18 protein-coding genes are annotated in these 16,771 nt (G+C 67.1%); 8 read left to right on the top strand and 10 right to left on the bottom strand.

Going from position 1 to position 16,771, the window contains the following annotated elements:
* Positions 1-52: 52 nt before the first annotated feature.
* The 5 genes from VNF71_08610 to VNF71_08630 all read left to right on the top strand — a co-directional run bounded on the left by VNF71_08610 (position 53) and on the right by VNF71_08630 (position 5,095).
* Positions 53-2,824 (top strand): bifunctional YncE family protein/alkaline phosphatase family protein, encoded by a 2,772-nt coding sequence (locus VNF71_08610; GenBank protein ID HVA74613.1) that lies wholly within the window; start codon positions 53-55, stop codon positions 2,822-2,824.
* Between the two features lie 63 nt (positions 2,825-2,887).
* On the top strand, positions 2,888-3,349 hold the full coding sequence (locus VNF71_08615) for a hypothetical protein (GenBank protein HVA74614.1): 462 nt from the start codon (positions 2,888-2,890) through the stop codon (positions 3,347-3,349).
* Between the two features lie 98 nt (positions 3,350-3,447).
* Positions 3,448-3,951 (top strand): hypothetical protein, encoded by a 504-nt coding sequence (locus VNF71_08620; protein HVA74615.1) that lies wholly within the window; start codon positions 3,448-3,450, stop codon positions 3,949-3,951.
* Positions 3,952-3,990: 39 nt separating this feature from the next.
* A complete protein-coding gene (locus VNF71_08625; GenBank protein HVA74616.1) occupies positions 3,991-4,614 on the top strand; it encodes a hypothetical protein in 624 nt (207 codons plus the stop codon).
* 88 nt (positions 4,615-4,702) lie between these two features.
* Positions 4,703-5,095 carry a hypothetical protein gene (locus VNF71_08630; GenBank protein ID HVA74617.1) on the top strand — a complete coding sequence of 131 codons (393 nt, stop codon included), beginning with the start codon at positions 4,703-4,705 and terminating at the stop codon, positions 5,093-5,095.
* A gap of 27 nt (positions 5,096-5,122) precedes the next feature.
* On the opposite strand, the gene VNF71_08635 is transcribed toward VNF71_08630, so the two are convergent.
* The 4 genes from VNF71_08635 to VNF71_08650 form a co-directional block, all read right to left on the bottom strand.
* Positions 5,123-6,124, bottom strand: a complete 1,002-nt coding sequence (locus VNF71_08635) for an SDR family oxidoreductase (protein HVA74618.1) — start codon at positions 6,122-6,124, stop codon at positions 5,123-5,125.
* A gap of 22 nt (positions 6,125-6,146) precedes the next feature.
* On the bottom strand, positions 6,147-7,268 hold the full coding sequence (locus VNF71_08640) for an enolase C-terminal domain-like protein (protein ID HVA74619.1): 1,122 nt from the start codon (positions 7,266-7,268) through the stop codon (positions 6,147-6,149).
* 140 nt (positions 7,269-7,408) lie between these two features.
* Positions 7,409-9,058 carry an AMP-binding protein gene (locus tag VNF71_08645; GenBank protein ID HVA74620.1) on the bottom strand — a complete coding sequence of 550 codons (1,650 nt, stop codon included), beginning with the start codon at positions 9,056-9,058 and terminating at the stop codon, positions 7,409-7,411.
* A gap of 154 nt (positions 9,059-9,212) precedes the next feature.
* The gene (locus VNF71_08650; protein HVA74621.1) at positions 9,213-10,451 is read right to left on the bottom strand and encodes a cytochrome P450; all 1,239 of its coding nucleotides are present in this window, start codon (positions 10,449-10,451) and stop codon (positions 9,213-9,215) included.
* Between the two features lie 48 nt (positions 10,452-10,499).
* On the opposite strand from VNF71_08650, the gene VNF71_08655 reads away from it, so the two are divergent.
* Positions 10,500-11,162, top strand: a complete 663-nt coding sequence (locus tag VNF71_08655; GenBank protein ID HVA74622.1) for a hypothetical protein — start codon at positions 10,500-10,502, stop codon at positions 11,160-11,162.
* A 9-nt stretch (positions 11,163-11,171) separates the two neighbouring features.
* Here VNF71_08655 and VNF71_08660 read toward each other — a convergent pair whose 3' ends face one another.
* From VNF71_08660 to VNF71_08670, 3 genes are all read right to left on the bottom strand, one after another.
* Positions 11,172-11,762 (bottom strand): carboxymuconolactone decarboxylase family protein, encoded by a 591-nt coding sequence (locus tag VNF71_08660; protein ID HVA74623.1) that lies wholly within the window; start codon positions 11,760-11,762, stop codon positions 11,172-11,174.
* Positions 11,763-11,837: 75 nt separating this feature from the next.
* On the bottom strand, positions 11,838-12,380 hold the full coding sequence (locus tag VNF71_08665) for a VOC family protein (GenBank protein HVA74624.1): 543 nt from the start codon (positions 12,378-12,380) through the stop codon (positions 11,838-11,840).
* 79 nt (positions 12,381-12,459) lie between these two features.
* A complete protein-coding gene (locus tag VNF71_08670; protein HVA74625.1) occupies positions 12,460-13,323 on the bottom strand; it encodes an LLM class F420-dependent oxidoreductase in 864 nt (287 codons plus the stop codon).
* Positions 13,324-13,345: 22 nt separating this feature from the next.
* Between VNF71_08670 and VNF71_08675 the strand changes: the two genes are divergently transcribed.
* On the top strand, positions 13,346-13,759 hold the full coding sequence (locus VNF71_08675) for an SRPBCC family protein (protein ID HVA74626.1): 414 nt from the start codon (positions 13,346-13,348) through the stop codon (positions 13,757-13,759).
* 117 nt (positions 13,760-13,876) lie between these two features.
* On the opposite strand, the gene VNF71_08680 is transcribed toward VNF71_08675, so the two are convergent.
* The 3 genes from VNF71_08680 to VNF71_08690 all read right to left on the bottom strand — a co-directional run bounded on the left by VNF71_08680 (position 13,877) and on the right by VNF71_08690 (position 16,257).
* The gene (locus VNF71_08680; protein ID HVA74627.1) at positions 13,877-14,044 is read right to left on the bottom strand and encodes a hypothetical protein; all 168 of its coding nucleotides are present in this window, start codon (positions 14,042-14,044) and stop codon (positions 13,877-13,879) included.
* A 130-nt stretch (positions 14,045-14,174) separates the two neighbouring features.
* Positions 14,175-15,167 (bottom strand): hypothetical protein, encoded by a 993-nt coding sequence (locus tag VNF71_08685; GenBank protein HVA74628.1) that lies wholly within the window; start codon positions 15,165-15,167, stop codon positions 14,175-14,177.
* A complete protein-coding gene (locus VNF71_08690; protein ID HVA74629.1) occupies positions 15,118-16,257 on the bottom strand; it encodes a nitronate monooxygenase family protein in 1,140 nt (379 codons plus the stop codon). The genes VNF71_08685 and VNF71_08690 overlap by 50 nt, the downstream gene beginning before the upstream one ends.
* Before the next feature lie 57 nt (positions 16,258-16,314).
* Here VNF71_08690 and VNF71_08695 point away from each other — a divergent pair, with 57 nt between their 5' ends.
* Positions 16,315-16,749, top strand: coding sequence for a PaaI family thioesterase (locus VNF71_08695; GenBank protein ID HVA74630.1), 435 nt, complete (start codon positions 16,315-16,317; stop codon positions 16,747-16,749).
* Positions 16,750-16,771 lie beyond the last annotated feature (22 nt).

Raw genomic sequence — 16,771 nt, forward strand, 5'->3', positions numbered from 1 at the left:
GATGAGCTGGGGACGCGGGAAGTCACGGTGTCGCGCCCGGTCGCTTTTCTGTGTGGCACTACTCGCCGCCGGTGGAGCAGCGATGCCGGCGGTGGCGCTCGGGACGGGAGGGGCGCTGCCCTCGCCGAGCGAGCCTCTGCCCGGGTCGGGCAGGATGCCCAACGGCTGGAAGCTCGACCCGGCAGGGACCCAGGTGCTCACCAACCGCGCAACGACGGGAGTGTGGATGTCCCCCACGGGCAGCGACATCTACGCCACGACTTCGGGGATCTTCGAGGAGGCCGTCGTCCACGTCGACGGCACGACACTGCTCCCGACGCCGACACTCGTATCGGACACGTTCCAAGGCGTCGCCGGGGACGCAGCCGGCAATATCTGGGTGTCGGGCGGCTCCGCCGATCGTGTGTGGCAGTTCAAGGCGGTAGGTCCCGCTCTCGTGGATGCCCGGCTGGCGGGCCCCGCACCGGACGCACCCAACAAGGGGATCCCGGTCACCGGCTACCCGGGCAACATGCTGCTCGAGGGCTCGAAGCTCTTCGTCGCGGGCAACGTCAGCGTCCCCTCCAAGGTGGCGGCCGCCGAGTCAGGTGGGACGCCCTGCCCGACGTCGTCGAAGATCTGCTCGGTCGTCAATGTCGTCGACGTCTCCAATCCCGACGCTTCCTCCCCGGCTGTCAAAGCCATCCCCGTCGGCCGGGACGCCTACGGCATGGCCTACCGGCCCGGCGCATCCGCTTCGGACCCGTCGACCCTTTACGTGACCAACTGGGCGGACCAAACCGACCCCGCCCGCAGCGGCGGAGTGGGGACAGGAACGGTTTCGGTGGTCCGAGTCAACCCTGACGGATCCGGCAACGAGGTCCAGGTGGTGCCTGTCGGCCTGGAGCCGACCGGAATCGCCCTCTCCCCAGACGGCAGCACCGCGGTGGTCACCGACGCGGGTTCCGACACGATCAGCGTGTTGAAGGTAGATCCCGACACGGGTGACCTCGCGGTGACTGAGACGCTCCCTGTTCTGGGCAACGGAGTGCCGCTGGGAGCGTCACCCGTGTCGGCCGCGTTCTCGTCGGACGGGTCTCTGCTGTTCGCCGCCCTGTCGGGAATGAACGCGGTCGAGGTCTTCTCTGCGGCGAACGGTCACGTCTCCGCCATGCACCAGAAGCTGCGGGACACGACGTTCGACGGGCGGCCGGTCCCGGATCTCACCGTCGGTGGAACGTTCATCCCGACGGGTTGGTATCCCGACGCCATGGCCTACGGCAAGGCACCGGGAGGCGGCCCGCGTCTAGTGGTGGCGAACTTGCGCGGTGAGGGAGCAGGGCCCGGGTACTACGGCCAGACCGAGCCGCTGGTCGGCTCCTCGACCGAAGGCAGCCTGTCGGTCATAGACCTGCCCGGATCGTCAGCGTCCGGCGAGTGGAACGCCTGGACGAAGCGCTTCGTCGAGGACGATCAGCTCGCGCCACTGTGGGCCCACGACGTCGCCGACCCGGCGTCCAACCCATGTCTGCCGGCACCATTGCCCGACGGCTCCAGCATCACGAGCGGGGTGATCTGCGGGGTCGCGAAAGGCAGTGTCGACCCGAAGTCGATCCACGTGGTGATCATCGAGGCGGAGAACAAGACCTTCGACTCGTACTTCGGGGACACGGGAGCGGTTCTCCGCAATGCCGACGCCGACCCGCAGTGGACGGAGTACGGCGACGCCGTCACGACCAACCAGCACAATCTCGCCGAGACCTACAACGTCGACGACAACTTCTGGAACGAAGGAGCCGAGGCGTCGACGCTCGGCCACAGCTGGCTGTCCGGCGCGTACACCACTCTCGACCGTGAACTGACGTGGGGTCCCGACTATTCGCAGAACCTGCGCGGGCAGCGATCCAACGGGCAGTACGCGGCGGGTTCGCCCGGAAGCCTCTCAGGGCCCACCGATCCGGATGTGAACGCCCAGGAGTCGGTCATGCTGAACCCGAGGCAACTGTTGATCGACCAGGCTTACGGAGCCGGCATGACCGTACGGTTGTTCGGGACCGACACCCGGCCAGGGTCGCCGGCTGTCGCCGCGGGCAACCAGGTGCCCCAGGACCTGTGGGGAGAGTCGGGCTCCGACGTCAGCACCGATCTGGCGTGGCCGGACGTCGATCGCGCCGCCATGTTCCTGCACGGTTCGACCGTCTCGCACGCATGGGATGTTCTCGAGGGGCAGACACCTCCGAAGTGGTACGGCCAGACGATCCAGTTCAAGCCGGCGGACAAGCAGAAGTTCACCCTCGACGGGTGGGACTCGGCGTACGCGTCGTGCACGGCCGGCGGCAGGTCCGACGACCAGTGCCAGCAGAGCATGCCCAACCTCGTGTACATGCAGCTGCCCGAGAACCACACCTACGACGTGTCCAACGTATTCAACCCCCAGGACCCGACGCCCCAATCGATGGTCGCCGACAACGACTACGCGATCGGCGAGATAGTCCAAGGCCTGTCGAAGAGCCCCTTCTGGTCGCACACTCTCGTGATGATCACCGAGGACGACAACCAGTTCACGGGCGATCACGCGGACATCCACCGCACCTTCCTGCTCACCGCCGGCGGCATCGCCCGGCCGCTCGGGAGCGAGGGGCTGGCAGCCACCCAGGTGGGTTCGTTTGCGTCGGTGGACAAGACCACCGAGGCGCTTCTCGGCCTGCCACCCATGACCCTTTTCGACGCTAGGGCGGTACCCCTCCAACAGATCGTCTCCGATCAGGTTGGGACCAACAAGGCCGCCTACACGGCGGTGTACCCACCCACTCCCTTCCTCTCCGGTCGGGTTCCCGGCCAGTAGCTCTGCTCGTCACCGACACCCGGTATCCGGGGTTGGTGTGGCATGGGGCGCGAGGATGCCCCCATGGCAGAGATCTATCAGCACGTCCCCCACCCACACGTGGCCCTCCGCTCGACGAAGGGCCCCGCGAAGACCGTCGACCAGAGGCGACTCAACCACCCGAATCCGGTCATCCGTCTCAACGCGCGGGTTGGGCTGCGGATCACGATCGTGGTCGGCACCATGTGGTGTGCGTACATGTTCACGCTCATCGCGCTGATCAGCGCCCCGTCAGCGTTCAAGTCCGGCAATACCACGATCATCATCGCCTGGGTTTCCTCGAACTTCCTGCAGCTGATCCTGCTGCCGATCATCATCGTCGGGCAGAACATCCAGGCGAAGGCGGCCGACCAGAGGTCGGAGGACACCTACAACGACGCCGATGCCATCCTCCACGAGGCTCTGCAGATCCAGCAGCACCTGCAGGCCCAGGATGCAGAGCTCGAGAAGATCCTGGGGATGGTCCGGGGCGCCGCCTCCAGCTGAGTACGTGTGTTGAGCGCAGCGTGACGCAAGACCGAGTGCTACCGGTTACCACTGGGTAGAACAACGGTTCAGGCGGAAATCGAGCATTGGAGGACTGCATGACGAGCCAGACCGGCGCGGCCCAGCGGATCACCGATCGAATCGTGGGAAAGGCCAAGAAGATCGCAGGGTCCATTATCTCGGACCGGGCACTTCAGCGCGAGGGCGAACTGCACGAGCAGAAGGCCGACGCCGCTATCCAGGCGGAAAGGGAGGCGGCCGAAGCAGAGCGGAATGCGGCCCGGGCGGAGATACGCGAGCGGGAACGGGAGCTCACGATCGAGGAGCAGCAACTCCGCAAGGACCAGCTAATCGACGCACGAGAGACGGTTCACGAGCGTGAAATCGCTCAACAGGAGGCCCAGATAGAGTCGGACCTGGAGCGGTCGACGCGCCAGGCCGAATCCCGGGAGCATGCCGGTGAGGCTGCTCTCGCGCACAACCAGGCTGCCGCCGCCGCCGAGCGGGCACAGGAGTTACGCGAGGCCGCGAAGGCAGAAGGCGAAGCAGATCGGGCGGAGCGTCGGGCTGAGGCCTACGACGACGTGGCGGACCGCAAGTAATCGCTGGTTCGCAACCGACACAACAAGGAGTGCTGACAAGTGCAGATCCAGGACATCCCTCGGGCCTACGTGCGGACGACACTTCGTGCCATCCGCATGCCGATCGATCTCAGCGAGTCCATCGCGAGGCGAAACGGAGACGATCGACGGCCCTGGCCTCCAGCGGTCGTATTCGACGCCGTCCAGGGGGGGATCAAGAAGGCGATCGGTTCGCTCCTACGTGACGAGCGGCTGGTCGAAGAAGGCAAGTTGAACCAGGCGGCCGCCAAGGAACAGCGCCAGGCTCTATTGCTCGGGGCGGTCGCGGACTCCAGACGCGAGCGCGCAGAGGAGCGTTTCGAGGAGCGCTCTGAACAGGTCGCCAAGGCGCGCAACGCGACGCACGCCAGGGCGGGCACCGAGAAGAAGACCGCCGAACGCGTGGCCGGCGCCAAGCGGCGGAGCCTCGAGTCAAAGGCGGAGAAGCTGGCCGAGGACGACGCACGGCTGGACGCGGTGGCCCAGGAATCGCTGGCGCGCAAGGAACGAGCGTCCCGGGCGCGCCAGATCGAGACCGAGCGGCGTGCCATAGCGAAGGAGCGGCGCGCCGTGGCCAGCGAAGCGGCGGTGGCTGATCTCGACGCAGAGATCGAGGCGAGCAAGCAGGCGCGCCAGTCGGATTGACAGCCGCGCCGGGTCAGGAGGCCGGTTTCCCGGCCTCGTGCTGGGACTGACTTCGTCAGCGAGCCCTTCCGGTCCCTAACCTGGTGCCATGGGCCGGCGAGACGACGCTAAGAATCCAGACCAGGACGGCAAGAAGAAGGCGCGTATTCGGGGCGCCGTCGGCCGGGGGCTGATGAAGATCCCGTTACTCCGGCACTGGTACATCAGGCGAACCCTGAAGTTCATCGAGAAGTCCAAAGCCAAGGGGCGCCGCCTGCCTGAGGGGATGTCCGAAATGGCGCGGCAGCTGTCCCTGGTCCCCAAGGACAAGCGGGAGCAACTCCTCGAGGACGCGCTTCTGGCCGAACAGGAGATGCCGAACATGTCGCGGGAGTTCCGCCGCGCGGCGGCCCGGAAGCGCCTGAGCACGAGCAACGACACCCGCTACAGGGCCGGCCGGCCGCCTGGTGCCAGCAAGCAGCGCCGCCCCCGCCCCCGCTGAGGGGGTTCGCTGAACTGCCTGAGTGGTTCAGGCGGCGAGGCGTCGCCTCTTCTCCGCGACCGTGCGCGCGACGGCCTTTCCGAACAGCTTGGCCGTGTGCGGGAGGGTCTTGAGGAAGCTCGGGTCGAGGAACCCGCCGGCCTGATCGTCGAAAATCCCGTGCGCGCCGGCGTCGCGGTCGGAGTCCACGGGCTCCCACAGGTTGGCCGGACGGTCGCCCGACGCCGGCTCGGACGTGAGCTGTGAGCTCCACGCGCCGAGGGCCGCGTACTGGTTGCCGAGGCCGGGGAACACCGAGCCGGCGGCGACGAGCATCTTGTTCCACGAGCCGACGATCTTGGAGCGCCGGCCGTCGAATGCGGCCTCGAGGATGAACTTTGCAGGTATCTCGGGCTGGTAGATGGGCGGGACGGGCTGGGGGTGCTTGTCCATGGCGTTCTCGCACCACTCGAACTGCGGCGTGTTGACGGCGGGCAGGTGGACCATGCTCATGCGGACGTTGCTGCCCTCATGGAGGAGCTCGGCCCGGGTGGACTCGAAGAAACCGCGGCACGCGAACTTCGACGAGCAGTAGGCGGACTGCAGCGGGATGCCTATGAACGCGAGAGCCGACCCGACGTTCACGATCGACCCGCGGTCGCGGGGTCGCATGCGCGCCAGAGCGGCCTTAGTGCCCCAGACCTGCCCGAGGAACGTCACCTCGACCGCGCGCTTGAAATCGTCGGGGTCGATCTCCCAAGCGGGGGCGAAGGCGGTGGTCATGGCGTCGTTGACCCAGACGTCGATGGGGCCGAGCTCCGATTCCGTGCGTTCGGCTGCGGCCTCCACCTCTTCGTACTTGCTCACGTCGGTCGGTATCGCGAGCGCCCGGACCCCCGCGGCGGTCACGTCTTTCTCCGCAGCCTCGAGACCAGCCGAGCCGCGCGCCAGAAGTGCCAGGTCGAACCCTTCGTTGGCGAATGCCTGGGCAGTGGCTCGTCCGACCCCGGCCGACGCGCCTGTGATGACGGCGATGCGGCGTTCTGGCATGTTCTGGTTCCTCCTGTCGTAGTTAGGCGATGCGGTAATGCTCGGCGTCGGCCTCTTTGAAGGTGAGGCCGTGGCCGGGCGCGTCCGGGGCGGGCTGCAACGCGCCGCGCCGGGGCGAGAGCGTGCCGTCGAAGAGCATGTCCTCGATGCGCACGTGGTCGTGGAAGTACTCGAGGTGCCGAAGGTTCGGCGCCGCTATCGCGACGTGCGCGTGCAGGTTGGGCGCACAGTGACCTGATATCTGCAGGTTGTTGGCCGCAGCGAGATGCGCCACGGCCATCCACCCGGTGATCCCGCCGCAGCGGGTGACGTCCGCCTGCACGCAGTCGACCGCGCCAGCCGTGATCATCGGCGCGAAGTACCACGGCGAATAGCCGTACTCGCCGGCCGCGACGTCGATGCGGCACTGGTCGCGAACCTCGCGCAGTCCCGCGAGATCGTCGGACGAGACAGGCTCCTCGAACCAGGTGACCGCCCAGGCGTCGCTCATCACCTGCGCCACCCGGATGGCCTGCTTGGGGGTGTACCCGCCGTTGGCGTCGACGTAGAGCTCGACGTCGTCACCGATCACCTTGCGAGCGAGCCCGACCCGATGCAGGTCCCTCTTCTCGTCGCGGCCCCAGGACTCGCCGATCTTGATCTTGACGCGGGGAAGCTTCCACTCCCCCACCCAGTGCTCCAACTGCGCCCGCGTCGTGTCGTCGTCGTAGGTCGTGAACCCGCCGCTGCCGTAGATGGGCACGTCGTCGGCGGCCCTGCCCAGTAGGCTCGACAGCGGCACGCCGAGCAGGCGCGCCTTGAGGTCCCAAAGGGCCGTGTCGACTGCCGAGATCGCGCACGCCGCCACTCCGGGCTGGCCCAGGTTGCGGCACGCCTTGAGCATCTCCCGCGTCGCGTACGGGACGTCGAGAGCGTCGACACCCTTCACGACGCCGGCGAGTTTCTCGTCAACGATGATCTTTGCGGCCTTGGCGCAGTAGGTCCAGGCGAGCCCATGCTCTGCGCCGGCCGACACCTTCACGACGACCATGACAGTCGAGTCCCAGGTGAGTGTCCCGTCACCCTCGGGCCTGTCGGTCGGTATCTCGTAGGCCGCCGCAGTCACCTCGGTAACGGGCGTCCCGCCACGGGCGCGTTCAATCACCGCTGAGTCCTCCACACTCCATAGAGACTCAGTACTTACCCTTTTCGGGCCACTGATCGCCGGCGCTCGCGGCTTGCGGGATTATCCGGCCTTACAGTCGGGTAGCGCCGGGTCCTACCCGCCGGAGCGCCCTCTAAAGATCAGGCGGTGTGAGCGCCGGCTACCTGCTCGAGACCAAGCTCGGCAATGCTGATGTCGCGCATCTCGACCTTGCGGATCTTGCCGGTGACCGTCATGGGCAACGACTCGGACACCCGCACGTACCTGGGGATCTTGTGATGCGCGATCCTGCCCTCGCAGAACTTCCGGAGAGCCGCCGCATCCATGACGGGAGCGCCCGGCTTCAGCCGCACCCAGGCCATGATCTCCTCTCCGTAGCGCTCGTCGGGCACCCCGATCACCGCCACATCCTCGATGTCCGGGTGGCTGTAGAGGAATTCTTCGACCTCGCGCGGATAGATGTTCTCCCCGCCGCGAATGACCATGTCCTTGATCCGGCCGACGATGTTTACGTACCCGTCGTCGCGCATGACAGCCAGGTCTCCCGTGTGCATCCAGCGGCCCTCGTCGATGGCCTCAGCCGTCTTGGCAGGCTCGTCCCAGTAGCCGAGCATGACCGAGTACCCGCGGATGCAGAACTCGCCGGGCTCCCCCCGCGCGACGACGAGGCCGGTGGCCGGGTCGACCACCTTGATCTCGACATGCGGCATGGCACGCCCGACGGTCGCCGTCCGCCTGTCGAGGTCGTCGTCGGCCCGGGTCTGCGTGGACACCGGGGAGGTCTCGGTCATGCCGTACGCGATGGCGACATCGGTCATGTGCATCTCGTTGATGACGCGCTTCATGACCTCGACGGGACAAGGCGACCCGGCCATGATCCCGGTCCGCAGCGAAGCCAGGTCGTATCCGGAGAACCCCTCGAGACCGAGCTCGGCGATGAACATGGTCGGCACGCCGTACAGCGAGGTGCAGCGCTCCTGCTCGACGGCTTCGAGGGTCGCGACCGGGTCGAACGACGGGGCCGGAATCACGATCGTCGACCCGTGAGTCGTGCTTCCGAGGTTGCCCATCACCATGCCGAAGCAGTGGTAGAAGGGCACCGGCAGGCACACCCGGTCCTCTTCGGTGTAACCGAGCATCTCGGCTACGAAGAACGCGTTGTTGAGAATGTTGTGGTGCGACAGGGTTGCACCCTTGGGGAAGCCTGTCGTACCGGATGTGTACTGGATGTTGATCGGCTCGTCAAACTCCAGCCTGCTCGAAACGCCATCGAGGTCATCGTCGCTCACCCGCGTGCCGGACGACTCGAGAGCGTCCCACGTCGCATCACCGATGTAGATCACGTCGCGCAGGGTCTCGATCCCAGGGGCGATCTCCTCGACCATCGTGCGGTAGTCGCTCGTCTTGTGTTGCGTAGCGCTGACGAGAGTGCCCACACCTGACTGGCGAAGCACGTACTCCAGTTCCGAGACCCGGTAGGCCGGATTGATGTTGACGAGGATCGCACCCACGAGCGCAGTCGCGTACTGCAGCGCAACCCATTCCGGGCAGTTGGGAGACCAGATGCCGACCCGGTCACCTTTCTCCACACCTGAAGCAAGCAAGCCCTTCGCCACCGCCCGCGTCCATCCGAGCAGCTCGGCGTAGGACCACCGGCGCCCCGACGGGCAGTCGACCAGAGCCTCCCGATCGGGAAACCGGGTCGCCGTCCGGGTCAGGTTTTCACCGATCGTCTCGCCGAGCAGCGGAACATCGGAGGTGCCGTGCTCGTAGGAGGGCTTCGACGTCACGCGCCAAAGCTAGCGCCGCATTATTCGAACTTCAGCCGCAAGAAACCATCGGCGGCTGCGTTAAGGAGTTGCTCGGCCGATAAGGCCGGGCCACCCTTTCGGAGGCGCCGGCGCTTCCGTAGGGGGCGGCCCCAGACAGGTGCGGCCGTCGAGGCTACGGATGGGTTGCCTCGGCGGCCGTGCCTCCGCCCGGTGTGGGCGTGAACGACAACCGGAGGCGAAGCGGGCCGGCGATCCCGCCGAGCGGCGACCGCCACTCTGGAGGCTCCGCGACCGTCACGGCGGGCATCGCCGCGGCGAGCAGCGGCAGCGCCTCCTGCATCTCCGCTCTGGCGAGGTTGGCGCCGAGGCAGTGGTGCGCCCCGCCCCCGAAGCTGACATGAGACTCGTGTTCGGCCGTGGGATCGAACCCGTCGGGATCGTCGTAAACCGCAGGATCGTGGTTGGCCGCCACCAGCGACAGTGACACGAGTGTGCCGGCCGGTATCAGCCACTCTCCCACCTCCAGGTCGGTGGTCGTGACCCTCGGGACGACGGACACGACGCCGGCGAAGCGCATGATCTCGTCGACGGCCTTCGGGGCTAGGCCCGGGTCGTGGGCGAGGGCCTCCCAGTGGTCGTGATGCTCGGCGAAGATCGTCATGGCGACGGCCAGCTGGTTGCGGGTGGTGTCGTAGCCGGCGAACAAGAGACCGCCGAGGAGGGACAGGAGCTCGGAGTCGTTGAGCCGGTCGGAGCCGTCGCGGGCGGTGATGAGCTCGGTTACGAGATCGTCGCGGGGGTTCTTCCGCCGGTCCGCAACGAGCCCTGTCAGGTATTCGCTCATCTGGCTCTGGGCCGCCTCGACCTCGGCGCGGTACTGAAACAACTCCAAGGACAGCAGGTGGGTCAAAGCGTCCCCCCACTTCGCGAACAGGCCGTGGTCCTTGCGGGGAACGCCCATGAGGTGGGCGATGACCTGCACCGGGTAATGGTCGGCAAACTCCGACATGAACTCGCACTCGCCTCGGCCCGAGAAGGCGGCTGTCAGCTCGCGTACGAGCTGGCGCATGAACTCCCTGTGGCCGTCGGCGGCCCTGGGGGTGAACGACCTCGAGACGAGACGGCGGAGCCTCGTGTGATCGTCACCCTCGAGCCCGAGGAGGGAGGCGGCGGCGAGATCGTAGAGAGGCCCGTCGTTGACTCCCTGAAGGCGCAGGAGGTGAAGGAGCGAGCTGTGCAACGACCGCTCCCGGAGAAGCTCGTGAACCCCCGCCTTGTCTATGACCGACGCGCCGATCGGCGTCCGCAGAACGCTCGACTCCTTGCGTAGGGCAGCGACGTAGGGGTCGGGGTTCGTCTGGAAGTCCGGGTCGAACAGATCCAGGTATGGCGCTTCGGACAGCGGACGCATATGTCGATTTTGTCATAGTCTCGCGAGTCGTCTTCGGAAAGGCGGTCGATGACCTCACTCGAACCGGGCCCGTCGCGAACATTCGGTGGATGGGGTCCTCCGCCCCGGACACGGAGGCGCCTCCGGCCGAACCGACCGCGCCGGCTCGCCGCGCTGGTCGCCTCCGTCGCTTGCGTCGGGATCGCAGCGGGGATCGCGCTGGCGGCCCTGGACCAGGGTTCTTCCGGCTCCCGGCATGCCGGCGCTCCTCCGCCCGACCTGACCCGCAGGACAGTCGACTCGATGTCCGCGATCGTCGCGGCCAGTGCTGCTGACCGCTCAAGGGTCATAGCCGCGATCAACGAGGTGCAGTCATGCGCTCTCGCTGCAGCCCAGGGGCAGGCGGCCGTCGAGTCGGTGATCAATGACCGCCGGGGAGCGGTAGCGCAACTCGAACGCTCCGCAGCCGCCGGGCCGGCGGCTGCGGTGGTCAACGATCTGACGACGACGTTGAACGCGTCCATAAGCGACGACGTGAGCTACATGAGCTGGATGAGTGACATCGCCGGAGGGCACGCCACGTGCGGCGGAAACCCAATGACCGACCCGAACTTCGCGGCAGCGGAGGCCCAGTCCGACCGGACCAACTTCGACAAGGAGGTTTTCGTCGAGGCCTGGAATCCGTTGGCGGCGAAGTACGGCAAGCCGACATACCACGCCGAGGACTTCTGAAAGGTCTGCTCAGCCCCGAGATCTCGGTCCGTAGCGACCGACCTGCAACGGGTCGGACCCCTCGGGGGCGGCAACTTCAACTATCCGCTCGGGCACGTCGTCGAACTCGGTGCGCAGGGCCCTCGACATGACCGCGTGCTGGAAGTACAGGGCGTTGATGTAGGTGAGCTCGAGGATCTCCTCGTCGGACAGATGCGACCGGAGGGCTTCGAACAAGCCGTCCGGCACCCGCCCGTGGTCGTAGACGAGGCAGTCCGTGTACGCAAGAACCAGGCGCTCGACCTCGTCGAAGCAACTGGCCGCCGGCCAGTGAGGCACGGCCTCGATCTTCTCCTCGAGGACGCCGAGAGCCCTCAACGATTTGCAGTGCTGCGAGAAGACGAACTGGCTTTGCGAAGCCCACCCGACCCGCGTCTGGCCGAGCTCCCGGAGCACTGGGTCGAGCTTGCGTTCGGGGTTCCGGTAGACGCCGAAACCCTGGACCGAGTGCTCGAGGATGTCGGGGACCGCTGCGAAGACCGTCCACCAGTCGCCCGGTGACCCCGACTCGGTGCCGGGTTGCCCGACGGGGTCGTCATCACCGAAGAGGTACTGGTACATCGCTCTGACGATCGGAGCCTTGGCTTCCGACCGCGGTACCTGGCGTAGTCGTGGCATGACCTTGGTCGGGCGGGCTCAGCTGAGCGCGCTGGCGCCAGCGGGGTCGTGGGCGACGTCGGATTCCGACAGGGTGCGTGTCCAGGCTGCGAACTCGAGCAGGATGCCGTCGGGGTCCTGGAAGTAGACCGACCTGACGAAAACTCCCGGATGCATGTCCTTGCTGACGCCCCACTCGCTGTCGTCGTGGTTGACGACCTCGCTGCACTCGATACCGGCCTCGCGCAGGCGTTCGGCGTAACCGTCGATCGCTTCCAGCGGCACGTTGAACGCGACATGGTTCATGGAGCCGACAGCGGAGAGGATCTCGCCGGTGTCAGGACGTGCCGAAGGGGCGGTCACGCCCGGGACCGCCTCCGGGGCGTTGGGGAACCAGAAGAACGCGAGGCAGTCCCCGTTTCCGCAGTCGAAGAAGAAGTGCTGGCCCATGCCCGTCGGCAGCTCGATCGTCTTGACGAGTTTCATGCCAAGGACGTCCCGGTAGAAATGGACGGTCCGGTTCATGTCGCTGCAAACCAGTGCCAGGTGATTCACGCCGCGGAATTCAAAGGGCCGGGACATGTGGACCTCCTCGTGTCTTTGACTGCAATGTATTAGCCGATCGTGGACGAGGGGATCGACAAGCAGAACGACGCCGGCCCTACTGCAGGTATTCGGGATAGTCGTTCGCGAAGCGTTCCATTGCGCCGATGGCTTCCCGGCTGGACTGCCAGGGCTTCACGAGGACGCGGGTGACGCCGGCGCCGGCGTAACCCTCGAGGTCTGCACGGCTCGAGACCGGCAGGCCCAGCGTGATCTCGACGTGCGGGTCGCGGCCGGCGGCTTCGCGCTGCGCCCGGATGCGGGCGAGGGACGCCGGGATCTCGTCGAGGGTGTGGTTCATCGGTATCCAGCCGTCGCCGAGGAGGGCGGCCCGTCGGATCGCGGCGGGCCCGTCACCGCCGATGTGCATTGGAAGGGGCGACTGGACGGGCTTCGGCTCGAACATCACCGGGTCGAAATCGAAATGGCGCCCATGGTGCTCGACCTCGGATTCGATCCAGAGGCGCCGGCAGATCTCGATGGCCTCGTCGACGCGGCTTCCTCTCGACGAGAAGTCGAGGCCGGCGGCGCGCCACTCCGCTTGCAGCCAGCTCGCCCCGATTCCAAGCTCGACACGGCCTTGCGAGACGACGTCGAGTGTGGCGACGGCCCTCGCCGTGGTGAAGGGGTGGCGTAGCCCGATGTTGAACACCTGGGTCCCGAACCGGACCCGCTCGGTACAGCCGGCGAGCATCGCCATGTAGACGAAGGGATCGAACACCGGGGTGTCGGGACGGATGGGCGGGTGATCGGATCCGTGCATCGGGCTGCCGCTCATGGAAACGGGGAGGACGAGATGTTCGGGGAGCCACACGGACTCGAACCCGAGCCGGTCGGCGGTCTGGGTGGCTTCCTTCCAGACACGCGGGTTGAGCGTCCCGAGCGAGATTCCGATCTTCAGGAGTCCCGCGGCGCGAGGCATCGCCGGAGGGTACCCTCGCCCCATGGCAAGCATCCAAGTAGAAGGCGAGATCCCCGCTCCGCTCGACGATGTCTGGAAGATCGTCTCCGACTTCGGCGGTTTTCTCGAGGCGCGGGGTATCCCCGTTGAGGTCGAGGGCCAGGGAATCGGCGCGCTGCGCAAGCTGATGCTCGGCTCGAGCGTGCTCATCGAGCGCTTGGAGAGCATCGACGAGGACTCGCACTCGACGTCGTACTCGGTCGTGGAAGGACCACTGCCCGCAAAGGACTACCTCGGGATCATTCGAGTGGAGGCCGCCGGCGACTCGACCACCCGTATCGTTTGGTCCTCGACGTTCGAGGCGGCCGGCGAGATGAGCGAGGCGGACCTCGCCGAGATCATCACCGGGGCCTACCGCAGAGGCATCAAGGGCCTGCAGCGGCACTTCGGGGGCTGACGTTTTTGCGAGACGATTCCGTTTTGCGGGGCGAGGACGTCGTCATATGACGCCTGTGTCCCGCAAAAAGGGCACTGTCCGTCCGCGGTGACGAGGATATAGGGGCGACCGTCCGTTTCAGGCATCGGGCTGCTTTGCCTTTGCGGCGGTCCGGCCGCGGAGCATGGACAGGCCGGCGTTGACACCACGACCCCCCGAGAGGAGCCACTTGGGGACGGGGAAGGCACAGTGGCGCACCAGACCATCCCCTTCGGCGTCACCGGGGTGGAGGATCTCGATCGTCACGTCCCGTGGGTGCGGCTCCCCGAGCGGTGCGACCAGAACAGCGACCACACCTCCTCCCGGGTGCCCTCGACGTCCACGGAGTAGGTGTGCTCCTGCACGGCGGGAGACTATCTCCGGCGGTTAGTGGACATCACGGCCGGCGGCCGATCTCGGCGTGAGCTCGGCCCGTGAGCTCCCACCTCCGGTCCTGCCCTCGGTGGTGCAGGACGACCGTCGCGTCCGCGACCTCGCTGTTGGTGCACGTGGCGGTGGAGCCGTCGGGGTCTGTGTAGGAAAGCGCCACGCCGCGGTCCGCCGGGATACCGACCTCTACATGAAGCCGGCGGGTCCCGACCCGACCCGCAATGGTGAAGCCGGACTGGCCGATCCGTGTCCGCAACATCGGAGCGACAAGCAGCGGGACGCGAGGCCAGTCCGCCTCGCCGGGGAGGCGCAGCGCCACCATCGCGAGAGGCGGAACGCCGCGCAGCGCGGGTCGGCGCGCGGTCGCTGATACGAGCTCCAGCACGGCCCCGTCGTCGAGGTCGGCGTGCAGCCAGCACCAGCGGTGGGCGTTGGAGTGCCCGTATATGCGGGCGACCGCTCCCCTGCCTTCGACTCGGGTGTGGAGACCGTCGACGCTCGAGTCGACGGCGAACGTTCCCCTGAAGGTCGCCGATGGCCAGGGAACACACTGCGCTCCTGGCAACAGGTGCCGTTGCCAGACCGTCCGACCGAACGTGAACAGCGGCGCGGACAGATCGTCGAAAGCGAGATCCCACGCGAGGCCGCCGGCTGAACCTGCGAGCCGGCCGGGACCGATCGTCGAGCTGCCAACCGCGAGCCAGGTCGCGGCGTCTGTCTCGGCGATTGGATCGGGACCGAACCGCTCGGTGCGCGGCGCGCCGCCGGCGGGGAACACGGAGGCCCATCCGTGCGCGTACGGGGCGGTGTCGGGGCGTTCAGCGTTTGGCGCGACCGTCTCGTAATGCAGCCAGTAGCCGGCGCCGGTGGTCGTGTCGGTGAACGTCGCGTACCAGACCTCGACGCGGCCGGGCCGCCCGTCCCAAAGCGGTGCCCCGAGCAGCCGGGTATCAGCCGACGGGGTCTCCCTCGACGAGATGGTCCATGCTTCGCACGGCATCGATGAACTCGTCGACCATCTCGAGCACCACCGCCCTGGCCGGGCGGACCTTGTCGAGGGATCCGACCACTTGGCCGACGAAGTACGTCGCCAACTCGCGTGCCTCGGAGTCCGGACGGTTCGAGGCCTGGTGGATCCGGTACTGCGGGTCGCCGATCAGCGCTGTCTGTAGAGGCATCCCGAGCGGATCGGGCGTGTCGGGGCGATCCCACTCGTCGGTCCATGCCGTGCGCAGCATCCGAGCCGGTTTCCCGGTGAGCGACCGCGAACGGACGGTGTCGGAGGACCCCGCCTTCAGGAACTTCTCCTTCACCACAGGCGGGGTCTCGGCTTCCTCAGTAGTGAGCCACACCGACCCGCACCACACACCCTCGGCACCGAGCGCGAAGGCCGCGGCCATCTGGCGGCCGCGGGCGATGCCGCCGGCGGCCAGCACCGGTACCGGCGCGACAGCGTCCACCACCTCGGGAACGAGCACCATCGTGGCGACCTCGCCCGTGTGCCCTCCGGCCTCGGTGCCCTGGGCGACGATGAGGTCCACGCCGGCTTCCGCGTGACGCAGAGCGTGCTTCTTGGAGCCGGCAAGAGCGGCAACGACCACGCCGTGCGAATGAGCGCGCTCCACGAGGTCCGCCGGCGGCGGGCCGAGGGCGCTTGCGACGAGCCGGATGCGGTGGTCGAAGGCGACGTCCAGGAGCGGTCCGTAGCCCTTCGGGGAGACGTTGAGACCCGCCCCGGGGGAAAGGCGTTCCTCGTCGGTCGGCACGGGGATGCCGTACCGGGCGAGCATGTCGTCGAGGAACGCCTTGTGCTCCGCCGGAAGGAGGGCCCGCACCTGCTTGGCGTCGATGCCCCCCTCTTCCGCACCGACGTACTTGGGTGGCAGCAGAAGGTCCACCCCGTAGGGCTTGCCGTCGGTGTTGTCCTCGATCCAGGAAAGCTCGGTTTCGAGAAGCTCCGGGCTGTGCCCCACCGCCCCGAGTACGCCGAAGCCGCCCGCCTTCGAAACGGCCGCAACGACGTCGCGGCAGTGGCTGAAGGCGCATATCGGGAACTCCACGCCGAGCATCTCGGCCACGCGCGTCCTCATGGGCCGACGGTACGTCGTTATTGACTGATATGTCAATCGAGACGTTAGAGTCGGACCGTGCCCGAGCCACTGTCACAAGAGCAGCAACAGGAGCGACGCCTGGCGGTTCGCGAGATCATGCCGAAGACCCCTTTCCTGGCCGGGCTCGGCATCGTGTTCGAGAGATACGAGCCCGACGAGGTGACCATCAGGCTGCCTTTCCGGGAGGACCTCACCAACGACGGCACCTACTTCCATGGCGGCGTCATCGCATCGGTCATCGACACGACGGGAGCGGCCGCAGCGTGGTCCAACCACGACTTCGACAAGGGAAGCCGCGCCTCGACGGTGTCCATGACCATCCAGTATGTGGGGGCCGCCAAGAAGTCCGACCTGATATGCCACGCGCGGACCGTGCGCCGGGGCAAGGAGCTCACGTTCACCGAGATCACCGCGACCGATGCCGACGGTCGCACCGTCGCCCACGGCGTGCAGACCTACCGGATCGTGTGAACGGCCGGATCGTGATGCGGGG

It is taken from the genome of Acidimicrobiales bacterium (genome assembly GCA_035533095.1).
In the GTDB taxonomy this organism is placed as follows: domain Bacteria; phylum Actinomycetota; class Acidimicrobiia; order Acidimicrobiales; family Palsa-688; genus DATLUM01.

What these genes read in the sequence shown, in the direction of transcription:
- VNF71_08615 (HVA74614.1), top strand. Translation starts at nt 2,888, where the DNA reads ATGGCAGAGATCTATCAGCACGTCCCCCACCCACACGTGGCCCTCCGC.
- VNF71_08620 (HVA74615.1), top strand. Translation starts at nt 3,448, where the DNA reads ATGACGAGCCAGACCGGCGCGGCCCAGCGGATCACCGATCGAATCGTG.
- VNF71_08630 (HVA74617.1), top strand. Translation starts at nt 4,703, where the DNA reads ATGGGCCGGCGAGACGACGCTAAGAATCCAGACCAGGACGGCAAGAAG.
- VNF71_08635 (HVA74618.1), bottom strand. Translation starts at nt 6,124, where the DNA reads ATGCCAGAACGCCGCATCGCCGTCATCACAGGCGCGTCGGCCGGGGTC.
- VNF71_08650 (HVA74621.1), bottom strand. Translation starts at nt 10,451, where the DNA reads ATGCGTCCGCTGTCCGAAGCGCCATACCTGGATCTGTTCGACCCGGAC.
- VNF71_08655 (HVA74622.1), top strand. Translation starts at nt 10,500, where the DNA reads ATGACCTCACTCGAACCGGGCCCGTCGCGAACATTCGGTGGATGGGGT.
- VNF71_08660 (HVA74623.1), bottom strand. Translation starts at nt 11,762, where the DNA reads ATGTACCAGTACCTCTTCGGTGATGACGACCCCGTCGGGCAACCCGGC.
- VNF71_08665 (HVA74624.1), bottom strand. Translation starts at nt 12,380, where the DNA reads ATGTCCCGGCCCTTTGAATTCCGCGGCGTGAATCACCTGGCACTGGTT.
- VNF71_08670 (HVA74625.1), bottom strand. Translation starts at nt 13,323, where the DNA reads ATGCCTCGCGCCGCGGGACTCCTGAAGATCGGAATCTCGCTCGGGACG.
- VNF71_08675 (HVA74626.1), top strand. Translation starts at nt 13,346, where the DNA reads ATGGCAAGCATCCAAGTAGAAGGCGAGATCCCCGCTCCGCTCGACGAT.
- VNF71_08685 (HVA74628.1), bottom strand. Translation starts at nt 15,167, where the DNA reads ATGCCGTGCGAAGCATGGACCATCTCGTCGAGGGAGACCCCGTCGGCT.
- VNF71_08690 (HVA74629.1), bottom strand. Translation starts at nt 16,257, where the DNA reads ATGAGGACGCGCGTGGCCGAGATGCTCGGCGTGGAGTTCCCGATATGC.